Genomic DNA, 24,028 nt, shown 5'->3' with positions numbered 1-24,028 from the left:
TATGAAAACGATAAGATATATTATATACACGATGCTTTGCGTCATGGGCATTACGGCTTGTCAAGATGACTTGATGAACCGTACGTCAGAAGGTGCCGACGTGAATAAGCCAGTTCAGGTAGACCTGAAATTTGCTGTTCCAAACTCCATGCAGGTGGAAGTCACGAGGGCGGATAACAGCAAATCAACGATTAGTTCACTCCGTTTGTATGTCTTTAATGCCAACAGTCATTCATTATTGAAGGCAGAAGATGTGTCAGTAACTAATGGAAGAGTTGATGGCCAGGGGAGATATTATGCGACTACTGCTACTCTATATGAAGGCGAACAAAATGTATATGCCATAGCGAATCAGAATACAACACTTTATTGGAAAAATCCTCAGTCGGCATTGGATGAAGCAGCAGAGCGGGGAGAAACAGCATTTCTCAATACATTGTATGCGTTGCAGGATGTGTTTACCGAAAGAAACTCTTTGCCGACTCTTACGGAAGAAACAATTCCTTTAACAGGAGAGGGTAAGGTTACAGTGACGAATGGGTCTACGAGTGATATTGTTGTCTTGAAACGGCCAATGGCACAAGTGAGATTTAATATAGCCATGAACTATCAGGTGCCTCAGTCGTCTGAAGACAGTGAACGCCGTGGGCATAAAGTGTCGTTCACCCCGGATTCTTATAGTATATATAGAGTCGCAGGAAAATCGTATGTAGTAGGTGCTGAGGATGATACACGTAATGTTGCCGAAGACGTGTATTATGATGTACCGACACCTCCGGTTAATATTGATATCAGTTCGGGTGATACGGCTAAAATCTCAGGGTTTTATATACCGGAGAACATCCAAAAGGCAAAGAATGCCTGTACGAAATATGATGATCGTGAAGCGTTTGATTCGTCACAAGGAACAGCTGACGGTAAGAAGAGCTGGACGAATGCTCCTGATAATGGCACCTATGTCGTTATCCATGGCAAGTATGTAGAAACAGATGCAAATGGTCTGTTGTTCAGGTCGGCAGATGTTTCTTATACCATTCACTTGGGAGATTGGAGTGGAGACGCGTATGATGATTTTTCTGTCAAGAGAAACTTCATATACACTTATACAATGTCTGTGAGAGGTGTAGATAACATTGTGGTAGAAGCTACGTCTGAAGAAGATAGTGGTGAGTTTCAGAATGGAGCTGAAGGCGACGTGATAGAGTTGACTGAAGGTTCTGAAGTTTTTTATTTGGATTCTCATTATGAACAGGTTTTTGTCTCTTACAATCTTTCGGAAATAGCTGAAAGGGTAAAAGAGGATGCACGTGGTGATGCAGAACGTGTAGATGAATTGATTGCACAAAGTTTTATGCTCTCCATTCATTCTCCGATGAATAATGTGCTGATTGTTTCAGATGAACTGATGAAGCCTTATACAGATGATGAAAGCAAATTGAACGGATTGGATTATAAATGGATCCAATTTTATCCTCAGTCGGGGGAAGATATTACCAGTTATGCGGATACAAGAGACGAGGATATGTTAAATCCATGGGATGCATGTAAAAAGATGGGGCAGGCTGTCAAGAAGTTAGTTGAAGATCCTGATTCGCGACCTTCAGTAGAAGGGTTAGAAATCCGTTTGGTCGGGGGAGAATACTATGCTCGTTTTACGGCTTTCCTGGATGAATATTTTTATACGGAAGATTTGAATGGAGAACCGGTTGATTGGGCGGATTTTACACGGACTGATGCACGCACGTTGTTGATTGCGAGCAATTGGCAGTCGAGTCCCGATAAGAATAGTACTTATGCAACTGCCCGGACTTATATAGCCCAGTCATCCATCATGACATTCTATAATCCGGCTTCCTCGTACAATACCAATGCTTTGGGTGTAGAATCATACAATGAATATGGAGTCATTACCGGCTTTGGTGACTTGCGGCAATCAAATTTTGGTCGAAGTGAAACAAACGGAAGGGCGAATATGATTGCGAATACGAGCTCGGACAGAACAGTCGATTTTACAAAGATTGGTTATACAAAACCCAATGCAACGACTGGAAATAGCTGGAGCTTATTGTCCGCAAGTGATAAGGAAAAAAGTGCCTTTAAAGCCTGTTTGGCCCGTAATCGTGATTTGAATAGAAATGGAAGAATTGACAATGAGGAGATACGCTGGTATTTGCCAGCCCGTTCACAGTATTTGCGGATGGGTATAGGTGCTAATTCGCTGGGAAGTGCTGCATTGTTCAGTGGAGATAAAGCCAGCATCACAAATTATCCTTTCGGTGTCGATTGGAGTCTGGTAGGTAAGGGCTCGTTGTATTATTCAAATACTCCATCTCCGGAAAGTGATGACCCCTGGGAATTGTATTGGGCGATAGAAGTTGGTGCTTATGGTTCCAATAGAAAGCCGGATCCAAACGGACCGGAATTAACTCAATACGGTTATAGGGCACAAATCCGTTGTGTACGCAATTTGCCGAGTGCCGGACATCTTGACACTCCATATGATGATGGAGCATTGGCTGGACCTGTTTATGGGAAATTAAGACGTTTGGAGTCATTGGACAAAAAAAATTATATTTTTGATTTTGGAGACCGCCTGGATGATGTGCTGTACCGTCATGCTGAACAGACTCGTCCTTATTCGGAGCATAATGAAACAAGTACTGCGAATATGCTTCCTGCGGCATTTGTGGTTTCGTCGGATTATATAATAAGTAGAAGAGGAACCCCGATGCAATATACGGTTGCAGAAGCTTATTCAAGTGATAATAACCCGTGTGCAGATTATTATGAGACACAGGCAGATAGAGGAAAGTGGCGTGTCCCGAATTTGAGCGAACTGACCGTAATGTCTACTGTGGCTGAGGAATTGGGGATGGATAAGGTAACTTTAAGCAGTACACAGTTCTCAAATCCGAACGTCCGTTGTGCCTTTAATTTTAATGGTACAATCATTACGGCGTGGGATAAAAATTCAGAGAATACAAAAGGATATATTCGCTGTGTACGCGATGCCACACAGGCAGAAATAAATGCAATTCGTAGATAAGTTTAAGATATTACAACGGAACTGCTAAAGTGAATGGGGGGGATGTTCATGGGACGTCCTCCCATTTTCCTCTCCTCATTCCTCCCAGTTTGCCGGTATTCTCCTTACCTTTGCACGCACAGAACCATTGGATACAGGAGAATTATGAATGTAGAACAACACCCGCTGAAACCTTTCCTTCCGGCTAATGCCCGTCTGCTGATGCTGGGCAGCTTTCCGCCCCAACAGAAACGTTGGTGCATGGACTTCTATTACCCCAATTTCATCAACGACATGTGGCGCATCGTGGGGCAAGTCTTTTTCGGTGACCGCAATCACTTCGTGGATGTGGCGGCGAAACGCTTCAGGAAAGAGATGATTGTGGACTTCCTGAACGAACGCGGCATCGCACTGTACGATACAGCCACCAGCATACGCCGTTTGCAGGACAACGCTTCCGATAAATACCTGGAAGTGGTGGAACCTACCGACGTGAGAGGACTGTTACGGCAGATTCCCCATTGCCGGGCAATTGTCACGACGGGACAGAAAGCCACCGACACCCTGTGCGAGACCTTTGACATACAGGCACCGACGGTAGGCAGTTATTCGCCTTTTCAGTTGGAGGAACGTCCGATGAGGCTCTACCGCATGCCGTCGTCTTCACGCGCCTATCCGTTGTCGCTGGAGAAGAAGGCGGTGTTCTATGCGGCGATGTTTGCCGACCTGGGGATGGTGTGAACGGGAATCTTCAGAGCCGCTTCAAGGCAAGCTTGATGACCTTCTCCACGGGGCTATCCGGTTCCTCTTTCAGGATGGCGTGGACCACCTTCTGCGAGGCGGCTGCCGGGAATCCGAGCATGGTCAATGCAGCTACCGCTTCGTCCACAATCTCGTTTTGCAGGTTCATCGGAAGCTCTGCCGCTCCGGACGCATTGCCCAGACCGAGTGCGGCAATCTTGTCCTTCAGGTCGACGATGATACGTTGGGCGGTTTTCAGGCCGATGCCTTTCACCGTCTTGAGCAGCTTGTCGTTCCCGCTGCTGATTACGTTGCACAGTTCCGTGGGCGTCAGTGCGGAGAGAATCATGCGTGCGGTGTTTCCGCCGATGCCCGACACGGAGATGAGCAGCAGGAACAGTTCGCGCTCCTGCTTGTCGGCAAACCCGTAGAGCACGTGTGCATCTTCGCGGATGGCCTCATAAATGTAGAGTTTCGTGCGGCTCAGGTTCTGTATCGCCGAGAACGTGTTGAGGGAGATGTTGGCTTCATAGCCTACGCCTCCACACTCGATGACTGCGGTGGCAGGCGTCAGTTCCGTAATATCACCTTTGATGTATTCTATCATCTTTTTTGACTTATTTGCTAGATGTTCATTGCAAATATAGTGAGCTTTGTCTACTTTTGCACCACATTTAGTAGAAAATTGTAATCAGGAAAGAAAAATGAAAAAGATTAGAGCTGCCATTGTCGGATATGGAAATATCGGACATTTTACGTTGGAAGCACTGCAAGTGGCTCCCGATTTTGAGATCGCAGGCATCGTCCGTCGTCATGGTGCAGAAAACAAGCCGGCAGAGTTGGAACCCTATCCGGTAGTGAAGAGCATTAAGGAACTTTCCGATGTGGATGTGGCTATTCTTGCAACACCGACCCGCAGCGTCGAGGAGCATGCCAAGGAGTGCCTGGCGTTGGGCATCAATACGGTGGACAGCTTTGACATTCATACGCAGATTGTCGACCTCCGCCGTTCGCTTGACAAGGTGGCCAAGGAGCATCAGGCAGTCTCCATCATTTCTGCCGGATGGGATCCGGGAAGCGACTCCATCGTCCGCACCTTGATGCAGAGCCTTGCTCCCAAGGGAATCAGCTATACCAATTTCGGTCCGGGCATGAGCATGGGGCACACCGTGGCAGTGAAAGCCATCAAGGGTGTGAAGGCCGCCCTGTCAATGACCATTCCCGTCGGTACCGGTATCCACCGCCGCATGGTTTATGTGGAGATCGAGGACGGACATACGCTCGCCGAAGTGACGGCTGCCATCAAGGCTGACCCGTATTTCGCCCATGATGAGACACACGTGATGCAGGTTGCCTGTGTGGACGATTTGAAGGATATGGGTCACGGTGTGAACCTGGTGCGCAAGGGTGTGTCGGGCAAGACACAGAACCAGCTCTTCGAGTTCAACATGCACATCAACAATCCGGCGTTGACCGCTCAGGTACTGGTGAATGTGGCGCGTGCCGCCATGAAGCAGCAACCGGGTTGCTACACGATGATTGAGATTCCTGTCATCGACATGTTGCCGGGTGACCGTGAAGAGCTGATCGCTCATCTGGTATAAGCATACGGCTATTAGAATTTATGAGTATAGGGCAAGTCCCGGGGCGTTGGCTCCGGGACTTGCTGTATAGATGCCTGTCACATCCTTGTTCCTTGCCCACTTCGTTCACACTCCCAACCCGTTCAAGCACCCCCTTCTTGCTTGAGCCCTTTCCGTCCCTTCAGCAAGGCGTTTGGTTCTATACGGCTTGGGACTTCGAGTTCCAGGGCTTGGGACTGTGAGTCCCAAAGCGTGGAACTGCGAGTCCCAAAGGCTGGGACTATGAGTTCCACGGCGTGGAACTGACATTCCCACGGCGTGGAACTGGAAATCCCATCGGCAGGTCGTCCGTCGGAGAACAGCTTTATCCCTCTTTGCTCTCAAAATCCTTCCGGTGCTGCATGATGGATGCCATGTGGCTCTGCGCCCATTCCGTCAGGGAAAGAATGATAGGGACCAGGCTGCGCCCGGTGTCCGTCAGCTCATACTCTACCCGGACGGGAACTTCCGGGAAGACCGTCCGCTTCAGCAGACCGTCCGCTTCGAGAACGCGCAACGTGTTCGACAGCACCTTGGTGGAAATGTCGGGGATGAGCTTGCCCAACTGCCCGAAACGGGTACTTCCGTTTTCACTGAGCAACAGGATGATGAGGAAAGACCACTTGTTGCCGAACCGTGACACCACGTTGCGGATGGGGCAAATCTCGATGATGGAATATTTTTCTAGATTTTTTGCCATGACAAAGGTTTGTTTTACAGTAAAAGTGAGTTGGAGGTAACTAGCTTCCCTTCAGGTAACGTATTGTCTGTAAGCGGAATGACTGTTACCTTTGCACCGTCGGTGAGGGAACTTCAGACGCTGCAAAGGTAGTGAATCATCGGCATGAAACAACTACAGACAAGAAAAAACAGTAGACGTATGAAACAGATGAAGCAAATTGCAGAAGCTGCCAACTTCACGGCTGTAGAGGTTGGCAAGTTGAGTGAACTGAGTGACTATGTGCTGGAACTGGGACCGGATGTCAAGGTTCCCGGTAAGGTCTTCGGAGGCACGGCGGTGCATGCCACGGGCGGAGAGTTCTCTTTTCAGCTGTTCCAGCCCGGGACTGAGACCGGTTTCCTGCATACGCACAAGCAGCATGAGGAGCTCTACTTCTTCCTCAGCGGAAAAGGGGAATTTCAGGTGGACGGACAGGTGTTCCCCGTAGGAGAGGGGAGCGTGGTCCGTGTCGCTCCGGCAGGACGCCGTTCCGTGCGTAACAACGGGACTGCTCCGCTCGTGATGCTCTGTGTGCAATACCGGGGTGGGACCTTCACGGCGGACGATGCCCAGGATGGCAATATCCTGTCCGAACGCGTGGAGTGGGGCGACTGACAGAAGTGCCCGGCATGTTCAGGAGGATGTATCCGGCTCTTTGTAGGGCGGATGCATCCTCCTGTTCTTTAGTTGTTTAGCGTGTCAGCGCCTGCTCGATGTCCGCCAGGATGTCTTCCACATCTTCGATGCCGACGGAGAGGCGTATCAGGTCCGGAGCGATGCCAGCCTCCTTCAGTTGCTCGTCGCTCAGCTGACGGTGCGTGTGGCTGGCTGGGTGGAGCACACAGGTGCGCGCGTCCGCCACGTGCGTCACGATGCTGATCATCTTCAGGCTGTCCATGAAGTGGATGGCATCCTCGCGTGTGCCTTTCAGTCCGAAGGCAATGACGCCGCACGAGCCGTTGGGGAGGTATTTCTGCGCCAGTTCGTAGTACTTGTTGCTCTTCAGCCCGCAATAGTGTACCCAGGCAACACGCGGATGCTTCTCCAGGTATTCAGCCACCGTCTGGGCGTTGCGGCAGTGCTGGGGGACACGCAGATGGAGGGTCTCCAGTCCGAGATTGAGCAGGAACGCGTTTTGCGGCGACTGGATGGAACCGAGGTCGCGCATCAGCTGTGCCGTTGCCTTGGTGATGTATGCCATCTTGCCGAATGCCTTCGTGTAGGTCAGCCCGTGGTACGAGGGGTCGGGTTGGGTCAATCCGGGGAACTTGTCGGCATGTGCGTCCCAGTCGAAATTGCCGCTGTCGACGACTGCTCCGCCCACACACACGGCGTGTCCGTCCATATACTTGGTCGTGGAGTGGGTCACGATGTCGGCTCCCCATTCAAACGGACGGCAGTTGATCGGGGTAGCGAACGTGTTGTCGACAATCAGGGGTACCCCGTGGCTGTGGGCGATGCGTGCGAACTTCTCGATGTCGAGCACCTGTATGCCCGGGTTGGAGATGGTCTCGCCGAAGAGGGCTTTGGTGTTCGGACGGAAGGCCTTGCTGATTTCCTCTTCGCTGGCATCAGCGTCGATGAAGGTGCAGTCGATGCCCATCTTTTTGAGAGTGACACCGAAGAGGTTGAACGTGCCGCCATAGATTGCCGTGGCACAGACGAGGTGGTCGCCGGCTTCACAGATGTTGTAGACGGCATAGAAGTTGGCTGCCTGTCCCGAGGAGGTCAGCATGGCGCCCACTCCGCCTTCGAGTGCGGCAATCTTGGCTGCCACGGCGTCGTTGGTAGGGTTCTGCAGACGGGTATAGAAATAGCCGTTCTCTTCCAGGTCGAAGAGGCGTGCCATCTCTTCGCTGCTGCTATATTTGAAGGTGGTGCTTTGGTAGATGGGGAGTACACGAGGCTCTCCGTTCTTGGGTGTCCATCCTGCCTGGACACACAGTGTGCCGCGTTTAGTTTGCTTTGTCATAATGTTATCAGTTTTATATTTTGATTCTCTAAATGAAGTTGAATGGCGCAAAAGTAGGGAAAATATTGTAATTTTGCCGCGGTATAAATTTAAAAGACACCGAAAACCTTAGTTGATGGAAGCTTTGAACCGTTATCTCGTCCGTCCCCTCTTCCTGCTGTTGCTGTGCTTTTCGGCGATGGCCGTGCAGGCGCAACAGAAGGATGTGCCCCGTCGGGGGGAAGGCATCACCACTTTTCTCCAGCGTCACGGGCGTTCGCCTCGCAAGTATTATGCTGCTTTTATAGAACTGAACCGCGACAAGCTGGGGCGCAGCCGGGAGCTTCGTCTGGGTGTCTCTTATGTCATTCCTCCGTTGGAGAGTGCAGCGGAAGGGAAGCGGAAGTCGCGCCGTTCGTATGTCAACGAGCCGTTGTTCGGCAAGCGTTTTGATGACGTGAAGGTCACTTCCAACCGCCTGGCAGGCTGCTGTTTCTATGTGGTGAGCGGTCATGGCGGTCCTGACCCCGGTGCCATCGGACGCGTAGGGAAACATGAACTCCATGAGGATGAATATGCCTACGACATCGCTCTGCGTCTGGCGCGTTACCTGTTGCAGGAAGGGGCAGACGTGCGTATCATCATCCGCGATGCGAAGGACGGCATACGCAACGATGCCTACTTGTCGAACAGCAAACGGGAGACGTGCATGGGCGACCCGATTCCTCTCAACCAGGTGCGCCGGTTGCAACAGCGTTGTGACAAAATCAATGCACTCTATGCCCGCGACCGTAAGAAGTACAGCTATTGCCGTGCCATCTTCATCCATGTCGACAGTCAGGGAAAGGGCAAGCAGATGGATGTCTATTTCTATCATTCTGCTGGAAGCAAGTTGGGCAAACGGCTGGCCACGTCCATGCGTTCCACGTTCAAGACCAAGTATGGCATCCATCAGCCGAACCGCGGATTTACGGGGACGGTGAGTGAACGCGGACTGTATGTGCTGCGGAACACCACGCCGGTCTCTGTCTTTGTGGAACTGGGAAACATACAGAACCAGTTTGACTTGCGCCGTCTGATTGACAGCTCCAACCGGGAAGCCCTTGCCAAGTGGTTGAAGGACGGATTCGTGAAAGATGTGAAGCAATAGCCTCCTGTTAACTCCTCACCTTCTGATTAAAGAAAAGAACAATGAAACATACTTATCCCGTACAACTCCGCTTCAGTGATGTGGACCAACTGGGGCACGTGAACAATTCCGTTTATTTCTCCCTGTATGATTTGGGCAAGACTGCCTATATGCGCGATGTCCTGGGCGAACGTGTGGATTATCGCCGTACGTCGATGGTCGTTGCCAACCTGAATGCCAACTTCTTTGCTCCCGTATTCTTTACCGACCGGCTGGCGATTGAAACCTCGACGGTCCATCTGGGCAACAAGAGCTTTGTGTTGTGGCAACGTGCCGTATGTGAAGACAGCGGGGAGGTGAAATGCGAATGCCGCACGGTGATGGTCGCTTTCGATGTCGAGACGCAGCAGGCCATCCCCATTCCGCAGGCATGGAAGGAGGCGATTGCCCGTTTTGAGGGGACGACGGTAGAGGCGTTGTCCGATGAACGATGAGCAGTGAATGATGAACATAAAAAAATGCTGCCCATGACCTTCGCAGGCGATGGGCAGCATGTTACAATACAAAATACAAATACAACTAAACGAGATTCTATTATTAAACGATTCCTTGTGCCATCATTGCATGAGCCACTTTCATGAAGCCTGCAATGTTTGCACCCTTCACGTAATTAATGTAACCGTCAGGTTGTGTACCATACTTCACGCACTGTGCGTGGATGTTACCCATAATTTCGTGAAGTCTGCGGTCTACTTCTTCAGCAGTCCAGCTAATATGCATTGCGTTTTGGCTCATTTCCAAGCCCGAGGTGGCAACACCACCGGCATTGACTGCCTTACCCGGAGCGTAGAGGATCTTATGCTCGATGAAAGCGTCGATAGCTTCCGGCGTACATCCCATGTTGGAAATCTCACCTACACAAGTCACATTGTTATTGATTAAGGCTTTGGCGTCTTCTCCATTCAGCTCGTTCTGGGTTGCGCAAGGCAGAGCGATGTCCACTTTCACTTCCCAAGGACGACGTCCGGCTACGAATTTGGCATTCGGATATTTCTCTGCGTAGGGAGCTACGATATCGTTACCCGAAGCACGGAGTTCGAGCATATAGTCAATCTTTTCGCCACTGATGCCGTCCGGGTCATATACATAACCGTCAGGACCGGAGATGGTGACTACTTTGGCACCGAGTTGGGTTGCCTTGGTTGCAGCACCCCAAGCCACGTTACCGAAACCGGAGATGGCAACAGTCTTGCCTTTGATGTCAATGCCTTTGGTTTGCAGCATGTGGTTTACGAAATACAAGCCGCCGAAACCGGTTGCTTCAGGACGAATCAGTGAACCACCGAATTCCAATCCCTTACCGGTGAATGTACCTGTAAATTCGCGGGTCAGCTTCTTGTACATACCGAACATATAGCCCACTTCGCGACCGCCTACGCCGATGTCGCCGGCGGGAACGTCCATGTCAGGACCGAGGTGACGCCACAATTCGAGGATGAAGGCTTGGCAGAAACGCATTACTTCAGCGTCGCTCTTACCGCGCGGAGAGAAGTCTGAACCACCCTTGCCACCGCCCATAGGCAATGTGGTCAAGGCATTCTTGAAGGTTTGTTCGAAGCCCAAGAACTTCAGAATTGACAAATTGACAGATGCGTGGAAACGGATACCGCCTTTGTACGGGCCAATGGCGTTGTTGAACTGAACGCGGTAACCGAGGTTTACTTGAACTTTACCATTATCGTCTACCCAAGGAACTCTGAAGGTGAAAATGCGATCGGGTTCCACTAAGCGTTCGATAAGGCTCACTTTTTCAAATTCAGGATGTTGGTTGTAGATATCTTCGATAGACATGAGCACTTCTCTCACGGCTTGCAGATATTCCAATTCGCCCGGGTGTTTGGCTTCCAAGGAAGCCATGATGTTTTCAATATTCATGGTAGTTCTGTTTATAGGTTAATGATAAAATGTAATCATTATGTCTGCAAATATAGGGCTTGTTGGGAATGAACCAAAACTTTTTGCCTGAAATTTCTCTCTTTTTTGATAAAATGTTAGTTTGGGTCGATAAAGCTGTTTTATAACACTGTTTTATAAATGGATTTCCGCGTTTCCGGTGGAATGGGTGTACAGTGAGCACTGAAACGAGGGCTTCATTCGGCTCATTTCTTTGTCAGCCGATGTGCCGGAAGCTGCCTGTCCTGATTCGCGGCTGAGGAGCAGTGCATCTCCTCCGGAAGTTTTTGGAGGAAAGAAATCCCCGCACCGAGAATCTTTCTTAAATTTGTGCTCTTAACATAAAGAGTATAGCATGAACCGCCTCCTACCTTATATAATATATGTGTGGTGTCTTTTTGTTGCGGCAGCTGTTCGGGCGCAGGACAACATGAGCGAGCGTTGTTTCTCGGTCAACGACGGACTGTCGCAGGGCATTGTGCAGGACATTATCCAGGACCGCAACGGATACATCTGGTTTTCCACCTGGAACGGATTGAACAAGTATGACGGGTATGTGTTCACCTCCTTTAAGTCACATCCGGGGGAGGGAGCCGTGTTGTCCAGCAACCGTTTCGTGGAGCTGAAGGAGAGCGCGTCGGGTGACATCTGGTGCCTGACGCAGGAGCATTGTGCTTATTTGTTCGACATCCAGACTTCGACGTTCATCGACGTGCTGGGTCCCTACCTGAAAGATATCCCCTCGCTGCATTTCGATAAGATTGTCTGCCTGCCTACCGGCGTCACCTGGTTGCTTTCGGGCGACGGGGAAGTGTGTGTGCGGGTGGATGAAAAACAGTTGGGGACGGAACAGGCCATCCGTGTCTATGATGCCGATACCAAGGGGTGGCATGCCGGTGCTGTCTCGCAAGTGAAGGCTGACAGCGACGGTGATGAGTGGGTGCTCACGGACAAGGGCATCAACCTGATTGGCAAGAAACGGATTGAATGTGATTTTCCCTTCCGCTACATGACCGAGAAGATCGGGCGCAAATGGCTCATCTCGTCCGATGGTCAGCTTGCCGAGTTCACGGCAAAGGGAGTGCGCTTCATGGACCGTGCTCCGGGAGTGAGCCGTGTGTATCAGATGAAAGCCATCTCCGACACCCTGCTGACGGTGGGAACGGATGCCGGGCTGCTGCTCGTACGTATTCCCGACGGGAAGATGAAGATGGTCGACATCCGTTCGGCGGCGCAGCCCGTCGCTGACGTTCTGTCGGTGTTCAAGGACTCCTCCAGGCGGTTGTGGATGTTCACCCCTTCAGCCGGCGTGGTGATGTATGAGCTGACCGACGGACGCTGTACGACCCTGCTGCCGTCCGTGTCCCGTGACTTGTCCGAGACTGCGCATCCTTTTGTCTATGAGGATGAGAGGGGACTGGTGCGTGTATATCCCCGGGGAGGCTATCTGTCCTGTTATGACCCGGAAGCCCGGCAACTCAGGCCTTATACCAATCCCGATGGCTCTTTATTGACCAATACGGTCCGTGTGTACCTCGTCGACCGTCAGAAAAACATCTGGTACGGGGGACCGCGTAACCTGTATCACGTGACTTTCTTCCATGACAACGTGGACTACCTGCCTGGCTTGGGGACGGTCGAGGCACGTTGCCTCTTTACTGACCGGGAACGGAACCTGTGGGTCGGTACCAAGGATGGTTACCTGCGTATGTATCGTGGGGAACGGCTGGACCTTCCGCCTCTCTACCTGACGACGACCGGACGGTTGACCACAGCTCCGTCCAAGTTCATCGGCAATGTCTACTGCATGATGCAGGATGCCGGGGGAATCCTGTGGCTGGGTACGCGAGGACAGGGACTGGTGCGTGCAGTCCCCGCAGGGGAAGCTTATGCCTTGCGGCGTTTCCTGTCCCGTCCTGATGACGAATACAGCTTGAGCAGCAATGATATCTATGCACTCTGTCAGGACCGGAAGGGACATATCTGGGTGGGAGCCTACCAGGGCGGACTGAACCTGCTGGAGCAGGATGGCGACCGTTATCGTTTCATCCACGGAGGCAACCGCCTGCGCAACTATCCCTATCCGTACGCAAAGTCCAAGATTCGTTCCATTACCGAAATGCCGGGTGGCGTCCTGCTTGCCGGAGCTTCCGAAGGACTGCTGGCATTCTCGTCGGACTTTGACCGTCCCGAGGCCATCAAGTTCCGTCTGCATACCGCCGAGTATGACCGTGCCGACGGAATGACCTGTACCGAAGTGATGCAGGTCGGTGCTTCCGGTGACAGTGTCTACATTGCCACTTCTACCGGAGGCTTCAACCGGGTGATGTCGAGACAGTTGTTGGCAGATACACTCCGTTTCCGTGCGATGGGAGTACGCGACGGGTGGATGTCCGACCTGGCACTCTCGTCGTTGGGCGTGCCCGGAGGCGATACCTGGTTTGTCACCGAGAACTACCTCATACGCAGCAATCGCGGGAGTGGACAGCAGGAGTATTACGGCAGTTCGTTCTTCCACAACGAGGTGTTCTTTTCCGAGGCGGCACCGGTCTGTCTGTCCGACGGACGCCTGCTCTTTGGCACTACCGATTACGGCGTGCTGGTGATAGCTCCCGACCGTCTGCGTGAACAGACCTATACACCGCCGCTGGTCTTTACAGGGCTGCGCATCCGGGGACAGTCCAAGTCCATATCCCTCGACAACATCAACCACATCCGCCTGTCCCCCGACGAACGTTCGCTGACCTTCTATTTTGCAGCTTTGGACTATGCAAACGCTTCCGACATCCAGTATGCTTACCGCCTTGATGGGCTGGACAAGGACTGGAACTATTGTGGGACACTCCGTTCGGCAAACTACAACAACCTGCCGCCGGGCAACTATGTGTTCGAACTCCGCTCCACCAACAGCGACGGGGTATGGACATCGCAGGTGAAACGGCTGGAGGTCATCATCGAACCGACGTTCTGGGAGACTCCCTGGGCGATGGTGCTGTATGTGGTGCTGTTTATCCTGGCAGCCTTGCTGGTGGCCTATATCCTGTTCTACATCTACCGCCTGCGGCATAAGGTCGACGTGGAGCAACAGCTGGCGGAGGTGAAGCTGCGATTCTTCACAGACATTTCCCATGAACTGCGTACACCGCTCACACTCATTGTCAGTCCGGTGGATGAGGTGCTGGAACATGAAGACGGCTTGTCCGCCACTTCACGTGCCCACCTGGAACTGGTGCAGCGGAACGTGAAGCGCATGTTGAGGCTCGTGAACCAGTTGCTGGACTTCCGCAAGATTCAGAGCCGGAAGATGAAGCTGGTGGTCGAGCAGACGGACGTGGTCTCCCTGCTCACACGGGTTGCCGACTCGTTCCGTCTGCTGGCAGGAGAACACCGGATGACGTACCGCTTCGAGCACGACATGCCCGGACTGCGTCTGTGGGTGGACCGTGACAAGCTGGAGAAGATATGCTACAACCTCCTGTCGAATGCGTTCAAGTACACGGACGACGGAGGCACTGTCGTGCTTCGGCTGACGGAGACACAAAAGACCGTGGACCTCTCGGTGAGCGATACCGGGACAGGCATCTCGGAAGAAAAGCTGTCCCACCTCTTCGAACGCTTCGAGACCTTGGCAAGTCGCAGCTGGTCGCAACCTTCGTCGGGCATCGGGCTGTCGCTGGTCAAGGAGTTTGTGGAGTTGCATCACGGGACCATCGAGGTGAAGAGTAAGCCGGGCGAAGGGTCGGTGTTTACTGTCCACCTGCTGAAGGGACGGGCTCATCTGGAGAAGGACGGGCACACCGAGTTCCTCCTGACGGACAGCCTGCCGGACCGTGCAGTGGCACCTGCCGGTGGGGAGGCGTCGGCTGAAAAGGAAGAATCGGAAGGGCAACCCGAGGACGACACCCTGTCGGTGTTGGTGGTCGAGGATAACGAAGAACTCCGTCTGTTCCTGAACAGCATCCTCTCGGAGAACTACCGGGTCTGGCTGGCAGCCGACGGACGTGAAGGACTGGAGCAGGCACGTGCCCAGTCGCCCGACCTGATTGTGAGCGACGTGATGATGCCTGTCATGGACGGCATGGAGATGGTGCGTCACATCAAGGAGGACCCGTCGCTCTGCCACACACCCATCATCCTGCTTACGGCAAAGTCTGCTCCGGAGGACTGCATCACGGGACTGGAGCAGGGCATCGACGACTATGTGACAAAACCATTCAGCGCCTCTTACCTGAAGGCGAAAATACAGAACCTCCTGCTTAAGCGGAAGCAGTGGCAGGAGCTGGTGCGTACCGAGCTGATGAAGAGAGAGCAGGCGGACTTCCAGCCGTCGGAGCTGCACCTGACCTCCTATGACCGCGACTTCATGGAACGCCTGATGGCGTTCATCGAGACGAACATGAGCAACACGGACCTGAAGGTGGAACAGATAGCCGACTCGATGAACCTGAGCCGTGCGGCATTCTACAACAAGCTGAAGACCATTGCGGGGCTGTCGCCCATCGACTTCCTCCGCGACATACGCATCAAGCGTGCCTGTCAGCTGATTGAGTCGGGCAGTTACACCATCCAGCAGGTGGCGTTCATGACCGGCTTCAAAGACCCGAAGTTCTTCAGTCGGACCTTCCGCAAAATCATGGACTGCTCACCGACCGAGTACAGGGAACGGATACAACCCAATCTAACTAAATAAACACACACTATTATGACGAAAATCTTGTTTGCGGTGTTGCTCTCCATCGCGTTCTGGTGCGCTCCGGCGCTGAGAGCAGAGAATTATCCTTATCGTAGCGATGTACTTTGGGTCACGGTCCCCGACCATGCCGACTGGGTATACCGGACGGGGGAAAAGGCGAAGGTAGAGGTGCAGTTTTACAAGTACGGCATTCCCCGGGATGGCGTGGTGGTGGAATATGAGTTGGGAGGCGACCTTATGCCTGCCGACAAGACAGGGACCGTCACGCTGAAGAATGGTCGTGCCACCATCGACATGGGCACCATGAAGACTCCCGGTTTCCGTGACTGTCGTCTCACGGCGAAGGTGGACGGAGTGACTTACCGTCATCATGTCAAGGTGGGTTTCTCCCCCGAGAAGATTGAGCCGTACACCCAGCTGCCTGCCGACTTCCGTGAGTTCTGGCAGCAGGCACTGGACGAGGCGGAGCGTTGTCCGATGGTTCATTCGCTGACTCCTGCACCCGAGTATGCCAACGACAAGGTGGACTGTTACCTCCTGAAGCTACAGTGTGTCCGTCCGGGGAACTACGTTTACGGCTACTTGTTCATCCCGAAGGCGGAAGGCAAATACCCCGTGGTGCTCTGTCCGCCGGGGGCAGGTATCAAACCCATCAAGGACCCGACGCGCCACCGTTACTATGCCGAGGAGGGATGCATCCGCCTGGAGATTGAGATTCACGGCATACGCCCCGACCTGGGCGCCGATGCCTACAAGGAAGTCAGCAATGCCTTCGGCTCCAAGAACAACAGCTACCTCTGCAACGGGCTGGACGACCGCGACAGCTACTACATGAAACGGGTCTATCTGGCTTGTTCGCGCTGCATTGACTTCCTGACGTCGCTGCCACAGTGGGACGGCAAGAACGCTGTCCTCCAGGGAGGCAGCCAGGGTGGCGCACTTGCCATCGTGACGGCTGCCCTGAACAAGAAGGTGACTGCCTGTGTGGCAAACCATCCGGCACTGAGCGACATGGCAGGCTACCGTGCCGGACGCACCGGAGGGTATCCGCACTTCAAGACCAAATTCACAGGCATGGACACGCCGGAGAAGGAGAAGACCATGGCTTACTACGACGTGGTGAACTTTGCCCGTCTGCTGACCGTGCCGACCTACATGACGTGGGGATACAACGACAACACCTGTCCGCCGACTACCAGCTATGCGGTCTACAACGTCATCACGGCTCCCAAGGAGGCACTCGTCACACCCATCAACGAGCATTGGACTTCCGACGCCACTGAGCGCGGACACCTGGACTGGATAAAGAAACACTTGAAATAGGAAAGGCGGCAGAGGCACAACCTCTCCGGACAGAAAGCGTATGCAGGGAACAACCTTTTACATAAAGAATATGGTGTGCAACCGTTGCATCATGGCTGTGGAACAGCTGTTGGGACGGTTGCACTTCACCGTGCTCCATGTGGAACTGGGGAAGGCGGTGGTTGGCGAGGTGCCCGACGAGGCATCGGTGGAACAGTTGCGTCGGGAGCTGGAGGCACTGGGCTTCGAGTTGCTGGATGACCGACGGATGCAGCTCATCGAGCAGGTGCGCCATCTGGTCATTGACCTGGTGCATCACAAGAACAGTGCACTCCGCACCAACCTGTCAGACTACCTGACGGAGCATCTGCACCATGATTACAGTGCCTTGAGCAAGCTCTTTTCGGAGGTGACAGGGACGACCATCGAGAAATATTTCATCGCCCAGAAAATCGAGCGCGTGAAGGAGCTGCTGGTCTATGACGAACTGTCGCTCAGCCAGATTGCCGACCTGCTGAACTATTCGAGCACTGCCCACCTGAGTGCACAGTTCAAGAGTGTCACGGGAATGACTCCCAGCCGCTTCAAACAGGAGAAGAAGAACCTGCGCAAGCCGTTGGATGCAGTCTGATGACGATTCACTTGCCGTCAGTCGACGGAAGCAGATGTGCAAAAAAAGAAGAAGGAAGAACCGGATGCCACAGGGGCTCAGGTACTTCCTTCTTCTTTTATTATGTATCGGAACAAGTTGGCGGAACCTGTTTCCTTGTCAGCCGTCCGTCACATTCTCAGAGGCTGTGTTCAGACAGCTGCAGTGTGAAGTTGGCAGCCTTGAATTTCGGGACGATGTAGCCGACGAACCAGGTGCGTGTTGCAGAAACATGGCTGCTGGTCGTGACGGATACATTCAGGAGGTAGTTTTCGGCACGCGGAAGCACTTCCTTGAACACATCAACCAGTTCACCCGAGGTCTCTCCCCACACGAATACAAGGGAAGAATTGCTGAAGTCAATGCCGGATTCCGGAGCATTGGACTCAAACAGCGCCTTGAAGGAAGCTTCATCGTTGATGGTCACCAGTTCCTTTTGAACGGCTTGCAGACGGACATCCTCATCGAGGTGATACGGACGAATAGAGTATTGGGGATCGTCATCGCTGCACCCTACAGCGAAAAGAAGGCAAAGCAACAGGGTGATTTGTGATAAGATTTTCATGATGATGAATTGTGAATGGTTATCTTGTCCGCAAATATAAATAAAAATAGATTACACTGTATCGCGCCGGATAAAGTCTTTAGGAATTGAGAATGAATCGTGAAGGAAACGGGATTGGAATTGCATAAATTTCCGTATTCTTCACAGGGTTGTTTCGCAAATGTACGAGTTTTCTTTCGTGTCTGGTAAAGATAACCGGAAGTTATTTTTCTTTTTGGAAAAAGCAATAGGAGAGATGACAGAACAGCCTCTCCCCTGATGTAAAGATTCCGCAAAACGGAAAGAAAGCAAAAGGCGGGATTTGCTTGACAGAATCGGCATTTCTGTCTTTTCCGGCTAACGCGTATTTTTGGAAAAACAGGTAAAGTAGGTTTTTTTAGGAATAGATATGCGCTTTTGGACGCATAAACATTCCATTTAACGCTGAAAGTTGCATGTTTATACCTTCAAACAATATTGTTTCACGCATCAAACACTTGTGTTTGCCATCTCAAACAATATTGTTTGACTCGCCAAACAATATTGTTTCGCGAGTCGAACATTTGATTTTCTCGACAGATAGCAACAATATACCGAATTTCACCTTCTTTCACCTCTAGTTTGCGTGTGCAGTGTTCATTTCTCAAATTATGAAATTGCAGGCTTCTCTTTCATTTTAGTGGATGAAAGAACTGCTTTTTATTCGAATCAAGGCAGAAGGATATAAGAATGGTCAGAAGGGTGTCATCATGTATTTTGCGAATCGCCTGAGAAGGCTCTTCCCGGTCACCAACTCATGTTTTGTTCCAAGGAAGGCCCTTCTCAGGCGATTCGTTTGACGTTTTGTCATTTTGTTAGTGGAGGGGATTTATCATGAGTCGTATCCGCATAACCTGAAAGTGGCGGAAGCTCTTTATCGGATGACTTATCTGGAAAACTGGGGGAGCGGTGCAAAGCGTATCATGGATGCTTGTCAGGCACAAGGAGTGGAAGCTCCTACATGGTCTTCCAACGGTGGTTTTGTAACTATCACGTTCAAGCGACCCGATTTCGCATCCGTCACAATAAAGACAGACAAGGAGGATAAGCAAGCAACTAAAGAGACCAAGTACCGCTCAACTACCGACCAAGTACCGCTCAAGTTCAAGAAATGATTCTTTCAATGAGTGAAGACTATATGACTATGAATGAAATAATGTCAAATATGGGCTTCAGACATCGTACATCATTCCGGAAAAACTATTTTCTTCCAACGTTGGAAGATGGTGCAATTGAGCCAATGTATCCTGAACAGCCCAATCATCCAAAGCAAAGATATAGACTAACAGAATCGGCTATAGCATGGAAAAAGGGTAATTCTGCCCATACCAAGATGCAATAAGATAATATAACGTGAGTTCAAGATGAATTGGAACATGGTAAGTTGCCTGTCTTTTTCCTGCACTTCGGCAAATTTCTTGCAAAAATCATTTCTTAACCTCCCGTCCGTGCATCAGAAGCCGAAGAGATTGCGGACGATGGTCCAACCGATGACCAGTGCCAGGTAGGTCAGGAGGTATGCCGGACGTTGGACGGCTGCATAGAAGGCGGGGTAACGGGTGCGGATGGCTTCAGCAAAGAGCAGCAGGAGGAGCAGGGGAAGGGAAAGCACCAGGAAGGCATTGTAGTGGAAAGCCTGCACGAAGTCTAGATGAAGCAGGCTGTGCAATGCCCGTTGGGAGCCGCAACCCGGACATTTCAGTCCGGTAGCCATCAGAAACGGACAGCGGGGAAAGAAGGCGGAAGTGGCAGGATTGTAGGCGAAATAGAGGATGCCTGCCAGCAGGACGACGATACCGCCGAGGAGGACCGTCCGCAGGTGGAAGGACAGGTATGGTTTGTGGTTTGCTTTCATGTTCAGGTCGTTGCTTCAGTCGTTGGCCTCATCTGCCGCTCCAAAGTTAGCGGTTTGCAACGGAAATCTTATAACTCCCATCCATAATTCTGTAACGCGGACGACGGGAAAACCCTGTACCTTTGCCTCCGTAAACCTAAAACAGGAGAATCGAGCTATGAGTATGCAGAAAGATACGTTCCCCGTGCTGGGGATGAGTTGCGCTGCCTGCGCGGCACGGGTCGACAAGACCCTGCGCCGGCAGCATGGAGTGAAAGACGTCGGGGTGAACTATGCCGCAGCCACGGCTACGGTGGAGTATGACTCGGACCTGTGTTCGCCCCAGGAATTGAAGCAGGCGGTGGTGGAGGAGGGATACGACCTGCTGGTCGACAAGGGTGCAGACCGTGACCGGCTGGTGGAGGATGCCCACGAGGCGAAGTACCGCCGGCTGAAGTTCCGCACCACGTGGGCGGTCGTGCTGTCGCTCCCCGTCGCCGTCATCGGGATGTTCTTCATGGACATGCCTCATGCCAACGTCCTCATGTGGGCGTTTGCCACCCCGGTCGTCGGCTGGTTGGGACGTGACTTCTACGTCAATGCCTGGAGGCAGTTCCGTCACCGCACGGCAAACATGGATACGCTGGTGGCAGTGAGCACGGGCATCGCTTACGTGTTCAGCCTCTTCAACATGCTCTTCCCCTCGTTCTGGCTGTCACGCGGACTGGAGCCTCATGTCTACTTCGAGGCGTCGAGCGTCATCATCGCCTTCATCTTGCTGGGGCGTCTGCTGGAGGAACGGGCGAAGGGAAACACCTCGACCGCCATCCGCAAGCTCATGGGGCTGCAACCCCGTCAGGTCACTCGGGTGATGACGGACGGAAGTCTGCGTGAGTGCCCCATTGCTGACGTGCTGCCCGGGCATGTGCTGCTGGTGAAGCCCGGCGAACGGATTGCCGTCGACGGGACAGTGACTGAAGGCAGCTCTTACGTGGACGAGAGCATGCTCAGCGGAGAGCCAATGGCGGTGCGCAAGGAAGCCGGGGCGAGGGTGTATGCCGGGACAGTCAACCAGCGTGGCAGCTTCCGTTTCACAGCCGAGAAGGTGGGAGCCGACACGATGCTGTCGCACATCATCCGGCTCGTGCAGGACGCACAGGGCAGCAAGGCTCCCGTGCAGAAGCTGGTCGACCGCATAGCCGCCATCTTCGTGCCCACCATCATGAGCCTTGCCCTGCTGGCGTTCCTGCTTTGGTGGGGACTGGCTCCTGCCGACGGATTTACACACGGACTGCTGGCAGCCGTCACGGTGCTCATCATCGCCTGCCCTTGTGCGCTGGGGCTTGCCACACCGACGGCAATCATGGTGGGCATAGGCAAGGGGGCTGAACACGGCATCCTCATCAAGGACGCCGAGAGCCTGGAGGTGGCACGACGGGTGGATGCCGTGGTGCTAGACAAGACGGGAACGCTCACCGAAGGGCGTCCGGTGGTGACTGACGTCAGTGCACAGCCGGGTTATGAACGGGTGCGTGCTGCCCTGCGTAGCCTGGAGGCATTGTCCGAACATCCACTGGCTGAGGCGGTGGCGGCGTCGGTCGATGAGGCGGTCCGTCCGGTGGAAGGCTTCGAGAGCCTGACGGGACGAGGCGTGAAGGGACGTGTCGACGGCAGGCTCTACCTGGCAGGCAACCGCCGCCTGCTCGATGAGCACCGGGTGGACATCCCCGCAGAGTTGTTGCAGCGTGCCGAGGCATACGCAGCCGAGGCGAAGACCGTAGTCTGGTTTGCCGACGAGGAGCGTGTGTGGGCTGTGCTTGCCGTGGCAGACCGGCTGAAGGCTTCGTCGCCGAAAGCAGTGCAGGAGCTGGAGAAGATGGGCGTGACCGTATACATGCTCACCGGTGACAACGAGAGCACGGCAGCCGCCGTGGCACGTCAGGCGGGCATCAGCCATTACCGTGCCGGGGTGCTCCCTGACCGGAAGGCAGCGTTCGTGAAGCAGTTGCAGACGGAAGGTCACCGGGTGGCAATGGTGGGCGACGGCATCAACGACAGTGCGGCGTTGGCACAGGCAGACCTGGGCATTGCCATGGGACAGGGCAGTGACATCGCGATGGACGTGGCGAAGATGACCATCATCTCGTCGGACCTGCTCAAGTTGCCCGCAGCCATCCGCCTGTCGGCACAGACCGTGCGCACCATCCGTCAGAACCTGTTCTGGGCATTCATCTACAACCTCATCGGGGTGCCCGTGGCTGCCGGCGTGCTCTATCCTTTCACAGGCTTTCTGCTGAACCCGATGATTGCCGGAGCGGCGATGGCGATGAGCAGTGTCAGTGTCGTGACGAACAGCCTGCGGCTGAAGGGAAAGAAATTGATGGAAACAAATGATGTTGAACCTATAAAACAACCAGAAGTTATGAAGAAGCAATACACCATTGGCGGCATGATGTGCAACCACTGCCGCATGCATGTAGAGAAAGCTCTGAACAGTATCCCCGGCGTGACGGCTACCGTCACACTCGACCCTCCCGTTGCCACGGTAGAGTTTGCCGGAGAGGAACTTCCGCTGGCGACACTGCGCAAGGCGGTGGAGGAAGCGGGATACTCTATCAATTGACAATGGACAATTGACAATGGACAATTGATAATTGACAATGAACAATAAGCAATGGGCAATTGGACAATGAGACCTACCGGGCATTGCCAGTTGTCCATTGCTTGTTTATCTTTGCGGCATGAAACTGTTATTCGTTTGTTTAGGGAACATCTGCCGCTCGTCGTCGGCAGAAGAGATTATGCGCACCTTGGTGCGCCGTGCAGGAATGGAAAAGGAGATTGCTGTCGACTCAGCAGGCATCCTGAGTTATCATCAGGGCGAACTGCCCGACCCACGGATGCGGGCGCATGCCGCACGGCGCGGTTACACGCTGACGCACCGTTCGCGTCCGGTGACGACAGACGATTTCTATGACTTCGACCTGATTATCGGGATGGACGACCGCAACGTGGATGACTTGCGCGAACGTGCTCCCGGCGTGGAGGAAGAAGCCAAGATACGCCGCATGGCTGACTACTGTGTCCATAAGGTGGTGGACTACGTGCCTGACCCGTACTATGGCGGAGCATCCGGTTTCGAGAACGTGCTCGACATCCTGGAGGACGCCTGTGCCGGACTGCTGGAGGCAATCCGGGAAGGAAAGGTGCGCTAGCATAAACAACAGCAGAGGCACAAACATACAGAGCGGAGTCCCCGGTAGTTGCCCGGAAGTATCCGTCCTGTAGGTTTGTGCCTCTGTATGTGAACCGATGCAGGCACAGCCTGTTTCAGACCGGTCAGAGTTGGTCTGCCATGCCGCTGAAGCCGAAAATCAGGAGAAAGAGCAGATAAAGGATGCCGCCTACGATGCCGACTCCTGCTGCAATCTTGGTCCATTTGCCGGCGTCCTTGCTGGCTTGTTGAGCCTCGTCGTAACGACCGGAGGCATAGAGTGAGCTTACCTTGGAGGCATTGATGATGCCGACGATACCAAAGGGAAGACAACAGAAGATGGTAGCAAGGACGGATTCGACCATCCATGTTTTCGGACACTCGGGTTTAGAATCTAGAGGATTGTAGTCCATGGTGATAATGTGATTAATGGTTAGGAATTGGTAAATATTAATCTCTTCGCAAATATAGGGATTTGAGCGAACAATGCGTCATGCAGAGCTGGGAATTTGCGTGCATGGTCGCGTTTTTTTTTCATCGTCACGTATCGATTACCAGTCCGGTTCGGTTGCCCGGAGGAGTCAGTGACGAGATTAACGGGCCTATTCTCG

At 52.9% G+C, this 24,028-nt stretch carries 20 protein-coding genes; 13 read left to right on the top strand and 7 right to left on the bottom strand.

Annotation, left to right across the window (positions count from 1 at the left end):
* Position 1: 1 nt before the first annotated feature.
* Positions 2 to 3,046 (top strand): fimbrial protein, encoded by a 3,045-nt coding sequence (locus M3087_RS11805; RefSeq protein ID WP_249095944.1) that lies wholly within the window; start codon positions 2 to 4, stop codon positions 3,044 to 3,046.
* 144 nt (positions 3,047 to 3,190) lie between these two features.
* Entirely contained in the window at positions 3,191 to 3,766 is a 576-nt protein-coding gene (locus M3087_RS11800; RefSeq protein WP_249095942.1) for a uracil-DNA glycosylase family protein, read from the top strand.
* 10 nt (positions 3,767 to 3,776) lie between these two features.
* On the opposite strand, the gene ruvA is transcribed toward M3087_RS11800, so the two are convergent.
* Positions 3,777 to 4,373 (bottom strand): Holliday junction branch migration protein RuvA, encoded by a 597-nt coding sequence (gene ruvA / locus M3087_RS11795; RefSeq protein ID WP_249095941.1) that lies wholly within the window; start codon positions 4,371 to 4,373, stop codon positions 3,777 to 3,779.
* A gap of 97 nt (positions 4,374 to 4,470) precedes the next feature.
* On the opposite strand from ruvA, the gene M3087_RS11790 reads away from it, so the two are divergent.
* Positions 4,471 to 5,370, top strand: coding sequence for a diaminopimelate dehydrogenase (locus M3087_RS11790; RefSeq protein WP_022385229.1), 900 nt, complete (start codon positions 4,471 to 4,473; stop codon positions 5,368 to 5,370).
* Positions 5,371 to 5,713: 343 nt separating this feature from the next.
* On the opposite strand, the gene M3087_RS11785 is transcribed toward M3087_RS11790, so the two are convergent.
* Positions 5,714 to 6,088: a winged helix-turn-helix transcriptional regulator gene (locus M3087_RS11785; RefSeq protein ID WP_249095939.1), complete on the bottom strand. Its 375-nt coding sequence runs from the start codon at positions 6,086 to 6,088 to the stop codon at positions 5,714 to 5,716.
* A gap of 180 nt (positions 6,089 to 6,268) precedes the next feature.
* Between M3087_RS11785 and M3087_RS11780 the strand changes: the two genes are divergently transcribed.
* Positions 6,269 to 6,724: a cupin domain-containing protein gene (locus M3087_RS11780; protein WP_022385216.1), complete on the top strand. Its 456-nt coding sequence runs from the start codon at positions 6,269 to 6,271 to the stop codon at positions 6,722 to 6,724.
* 76 nt (positions 6,725 to 6,800) lie between these two features.
* Here the strand turns inward: M3087_RS11780 and M3087_RS11775 are convergent, their stop codons facing one another.
* The gene (locus M3087_RS11775) at positions 6,801 to 8,081 is read right to left on the bottom strand and encodes an O-acetylhomoserine aminocarboxypropyltransferase/cysteine synthase family protein (RefSeq protein WP_249095937.1); all 1,281 of its coding nucleotides are present in this window, start codon (positions 8,079 to 8,081) and stop codon (positions 6,801 to 6,803) included.
* A gap of 115 nt (positions 8,082 to 8,196) precedes the next feature.
* Between M3087_RS11775 and M3087_RS11770 the strand changes: the two genes are divergently transcribed.
* Together M3087_RS11770 and M3087_RS11765 are read left to right on the top strand one after the other, a co-directional pair.
* Positions 8,197 to 9,210, top strand: coding sequence for an N-acetylmuramoyl-L-alanine amidase (locus tag M3087_RS11770; protein ID WP_249095935.1), 1,014 nt, complete (start codon positions 8,197 to 8,199; stop codon positions 9,208 to 9,210).
* Between the two features lie 41 nt (positions 9,211 to 9,251).
* Entirely contained in the window at positions 9,252 to 9,683 is a 432-nt protein-coding gene (locus tag M3087_RS11765; protein WP_106483653.1) for an acyl-CoA thioesterase, read from the top strand.
* 103 nt (positions 9,684 to 9,786) lie between these two features.
* Here M3087_RS11765 and gdhA read toward each other — a convergent pair whose 3' ends face one another.
* On the bottom strand, positions 9,787 to 11,124 hold the full coding sequence (gdhA, locus tag M3087_RS11760) for an NADP-specific glutamate dehydrogenase (RefSeq protein WP_022385212.1): 1,338 nt from the start codon (positions 11,122 to 11,124) through the stop codon (positions 9,787 to 9,789).
* Between the two features lie 448 nt (positions 11,125 to 11,572).
* On the opposite strand from gdhA, the gene M3087_RS11755 reads away from it, so the two are divergent.
* The 3 genes from M3087_RS11755 to M3087_RS11745 all read left to right on the top strand — a co-directional run bounded on the left by M3087_RS11755 (position 11,573) and on the right by M3087_RS11745 (position 17,768).
* Entirely contained in the window at positions 11,573 to 15,832 is a 4,260-nt protein-coding gene (locus tag M3087_RS11755; protein ID WP_249095933.1) for an ATP-binding protein, read from the top strand.
* Positions 15,833 to 15,844: 12 nt separating this feature from the next.
* Positions 15,845 to 17,158 (top strand): acetylxylan esterase, encoded by a 1,314-nt coding sequence (locus M3087_RS11750; protein WP_022385210.1) that lies wholly within the window; start codon positions 15,845 to 15,847, stop codon positions 17,156 to 17,158.
* A gap of 70 nt (positions 17,159 to 17,228) precedes the next feature.
* Positions 17,229 to 17,768 (top strand): helix-turn-helix domain-containing protein, encoded by a 540-nt coding sequence (locus M3087_RS11745; RefSeq protein ID WP_022385209.1) that lies wholly within the window; start codon positions 17,229 to 17,231, stop codon positions 17,766 to 17,768.
* A gap of 157 nt (positions 17,769 to 17,925) precedes the next feature.
* Here M3087_RS11745 and M3087_RS11740 read toward each other — a convergent pair whose 3' ends face one another.
* Positions 17,926 to 18,351 (bottom strand): hypothetical protein, encoded by a 426-nt coding sequence (locus M3087_RS11740; RefSeq protein ID WP_022385208.1) that lies wholly within the window; start codon positions 18,349 to 18,351, stop codon positions 17,926 to 17,928.
* A gap of 836 nt (positions 18,352 to 19,187) precedes the next feature.
* On the opposite strand from M3087_RS11740, the gene M3087_RS11735 reads away from it, so the two are divergent.
* Both M3087_RS11735 and M3087_RS11730 read left to right on the top strand, forming a co-directional pair.
* Positions 19,188 to 19,484, top strand: coding sequence for an ATP-binding protein (locus M3087_RS11735; RefSeq protein ID WP_289551393.1), 297 nt, complete (start codon positions 19,188 to 19,190; stop codon positions 19,482 to 19,484).
* A gap of 8 nt (positions 19,485 to 19,492) precedes the next feature.
* Complete coding sequence (locus M3087_RS11730) at positions 19,493 to 19,711, top strand: Fic family protein (RefSeq protein WP_249095919.1); 219 nt, start codon at positions 19,493 to 19,495, stop codon at positions 19,709 to 19,711.
* Positions 19,712 to 19,822: 111 nt separating this feature from the next.
* Here M3087_RS11730 and M3087_RS11725 read toward each other — a convergent pair whose 3' ends face one another.
* On the bottom strand, positions 19,823 to 20,224 hold the full coding sequence (locus M3087_RS11725) for a DUF2752 domain-containing protein (protein ID WP_249095916.1): 402 nt from the start codon (positions 20,222 to 20,224) through the stop codon (positions 19,823 to 19,825).
* A gap of 157 nt (positions 20,225 to 20,381) precedes the next feature.
* Here M3087_RS11725 and M3087_RS11720 point away from each other — a divergent pair, with 157 nt between their 5' ends.
* Both M3087_RS11720 and M3087_RS11715 read left to right on the top strand, forming a co-directional pair.
* On the top strand, positions 20,382 to 22,826 hold the full coding sequence (locus tag M3087_RS11720) for a heavy metal translocating P-type ATPase (RefSeq protein WP_249095914.1): 2,445 nt from the start codon (positions 20,382 to 20,384) through the stop codon (positions 22,824 to 22,826).
* Between the two features lie 118 nt (positions 22,827 to 22,944).
* The gene (locus M3087_RS11715) at positions 22,945 to 23,418 is read left to right on the top strand and encodes a low molecular weight protein-tyrosine-phosphatase (RefSeq protein WP_106483646.1); all 474 of its coding nucleotides are present in this window, start codon (positions 22,945 to 22,947) and stop codon (positions 23,416 to 23,418) included.
* Between the two features lie 124 nt (positions 23,419 to 23,542).
* Here the strand turns inward: M3087_RS11715 and M3087_RS11710 are convergent, their stop codons facing one another.
* Positions 23,543 to 23,782, bottom strand: coding sequence for a CD225/dispanin family protein (locus tag M3087_RS11710; protein ID WP_234395670.1), 240 nt, complete (start codon positions 23,780 to 23,782; stop codon positions 23,543 to 23,545).
* Positions 23,783 to 24,028: the final 246 nt, after the last annotated feature.

Source organism: Mediterranea sp. ET5, assembly GCF_023337025.1.
Classification (GTDB): Bacteria; Bacteroidota; Bacteroidia; order Bacteroidales; family Bacteroidaceae; genus Phocaeicola_A.
This window is presented reverse-complemented; position numbering and strand designations above follow the sequence as displayed.

Bases quoted from the DNA above. Each gene is read 5' to 3' on its own strand.
- M3087_RS11805 (WP_249095944.1), top strand. From the start codon at position 2: ATGAAAACGATAAGATATATTATATACACGATGCTTTGCGTCATGGGC.
- M3087_RS11800 (WP_249095942.1), top strand. From the start codon at position 3,191: ATGAATGTAGAACAACACCCGCTGAAACCTTTCCTTCCGGCTAATGCC.
- ruvA (WP_249095941.1), bottom strand. From the start codon at position 4,373: ATGATAGAATACATCAAAGGTGATATTACGGAACTGACGCCTGCCACC.
- M3087_RS11790 (WP_022385229.1), top strand. From the start codon at position 4,471: ATGAAAAAGATTAGAGCTGCCATTGTCGGATATGGAAATATCGGACAT.
- M3087_RS11785 (WP_249095939.1), bottom strand. From the start codon at position 6,088: ATGGCAAAAAATCTAGAAAAATATTCCATCATCGAGATTTGCCCCATC.
- M3087_RS11780 (WP_022385216.1), top strand. From the start codon at position 6,269: ATGAAACAGATGAAGCAAATTGCAGAAGCTGCCAACTTCACGGCTGTA.
- M3087_RS11775 (WP_249095937.1), bottom strand. From the start codon at position 8,081: ATGACAAAGCAAACTAAACGCGGCACACTGTGTGTCCAGGCAGGATGG.
- M3087_RS11770 (WP_249095935.1), top strand. From the start codon at position 8,197: ATGGAAGCTTTGAACCGTTATCTCGTCCGTCCCCTCTTCCTGCTGTTG.
- M3087_RS11765 (WP_106483653.1), top strand. From the start codon at position 9,252: ATGAAACATACTTATCCCGTACAACTCCGCTTCAGTGATGTGGACCAA.
- gdhA (WP_022385212.1), bottom strand. From the start codon at position 11,124: ATGAATATTGAAAACATCATGGCTTCCTTGGAAGCCAAACACCCGGGC.
- M3087_RS11755 (WP_249095933.1), top strand. From the start codon at position 11,573: ATGAGCGAGCGTTGTTTCTCGGTCAACGACGGACTGTCGCAGGGCATT.
- M3087_RS11750 (WP_022385210.1), top strand. From the start codon at position 15,845: ATGACGAAAATCTTGTTTGCGGTGTTGCTCTCCATCGCGTTCTGGTGC.
- M3087_RS11745 (WP_022385209.1), top strand. From the start codon at position 17,229: ATGGTGTGCAACCGTTGCATCATGGCTGTGGAACAGCTGTTGGGACGG.
- M3087_RS11740 (WP_022385208.1), bottom strand. From the start codon at position 18,351: ATGAAAATCTTATCACAAATCACCCTGTTGCTTTGCCTTCTTTTCGCT.
- M3087_RS11730 (WP_249095919.1), top strand. From the start codon at position 19,493: ATGAGTGAAGACTATATGACTATGAATGAAATAATGTCAAATATGGGC.
- M3087_RS11725 (WP_249095916.1), bottom strand. From the start codon at position 20,224: ATGAAAGCAAACCACAAACCATACCTGTCCTTCCACCTGCGGACGGTC.
- M3087_RS11720 (WP_249095914.1), top strand. From the start codon at position 20,382: ATGAGTATGCAGAAAGATACGTTCCCCGTGCTGGGGATGAGTTGCGCT.
- M3087_RS11715 (WP_106483646.1), top strand. From the start codon at position 22,945: ATGAAACTGTTATTCGTTTGTTTAGGGAACATCTGCCGCTCGTCGTCG.
- M3087_RS11710 (WP_234395670.1), bottom strand. From the start codon at position 23,782: ATGGTCGAATCCGTCCTTGCTACCATCTTCTGTTGTCTTCCCTTTGGT.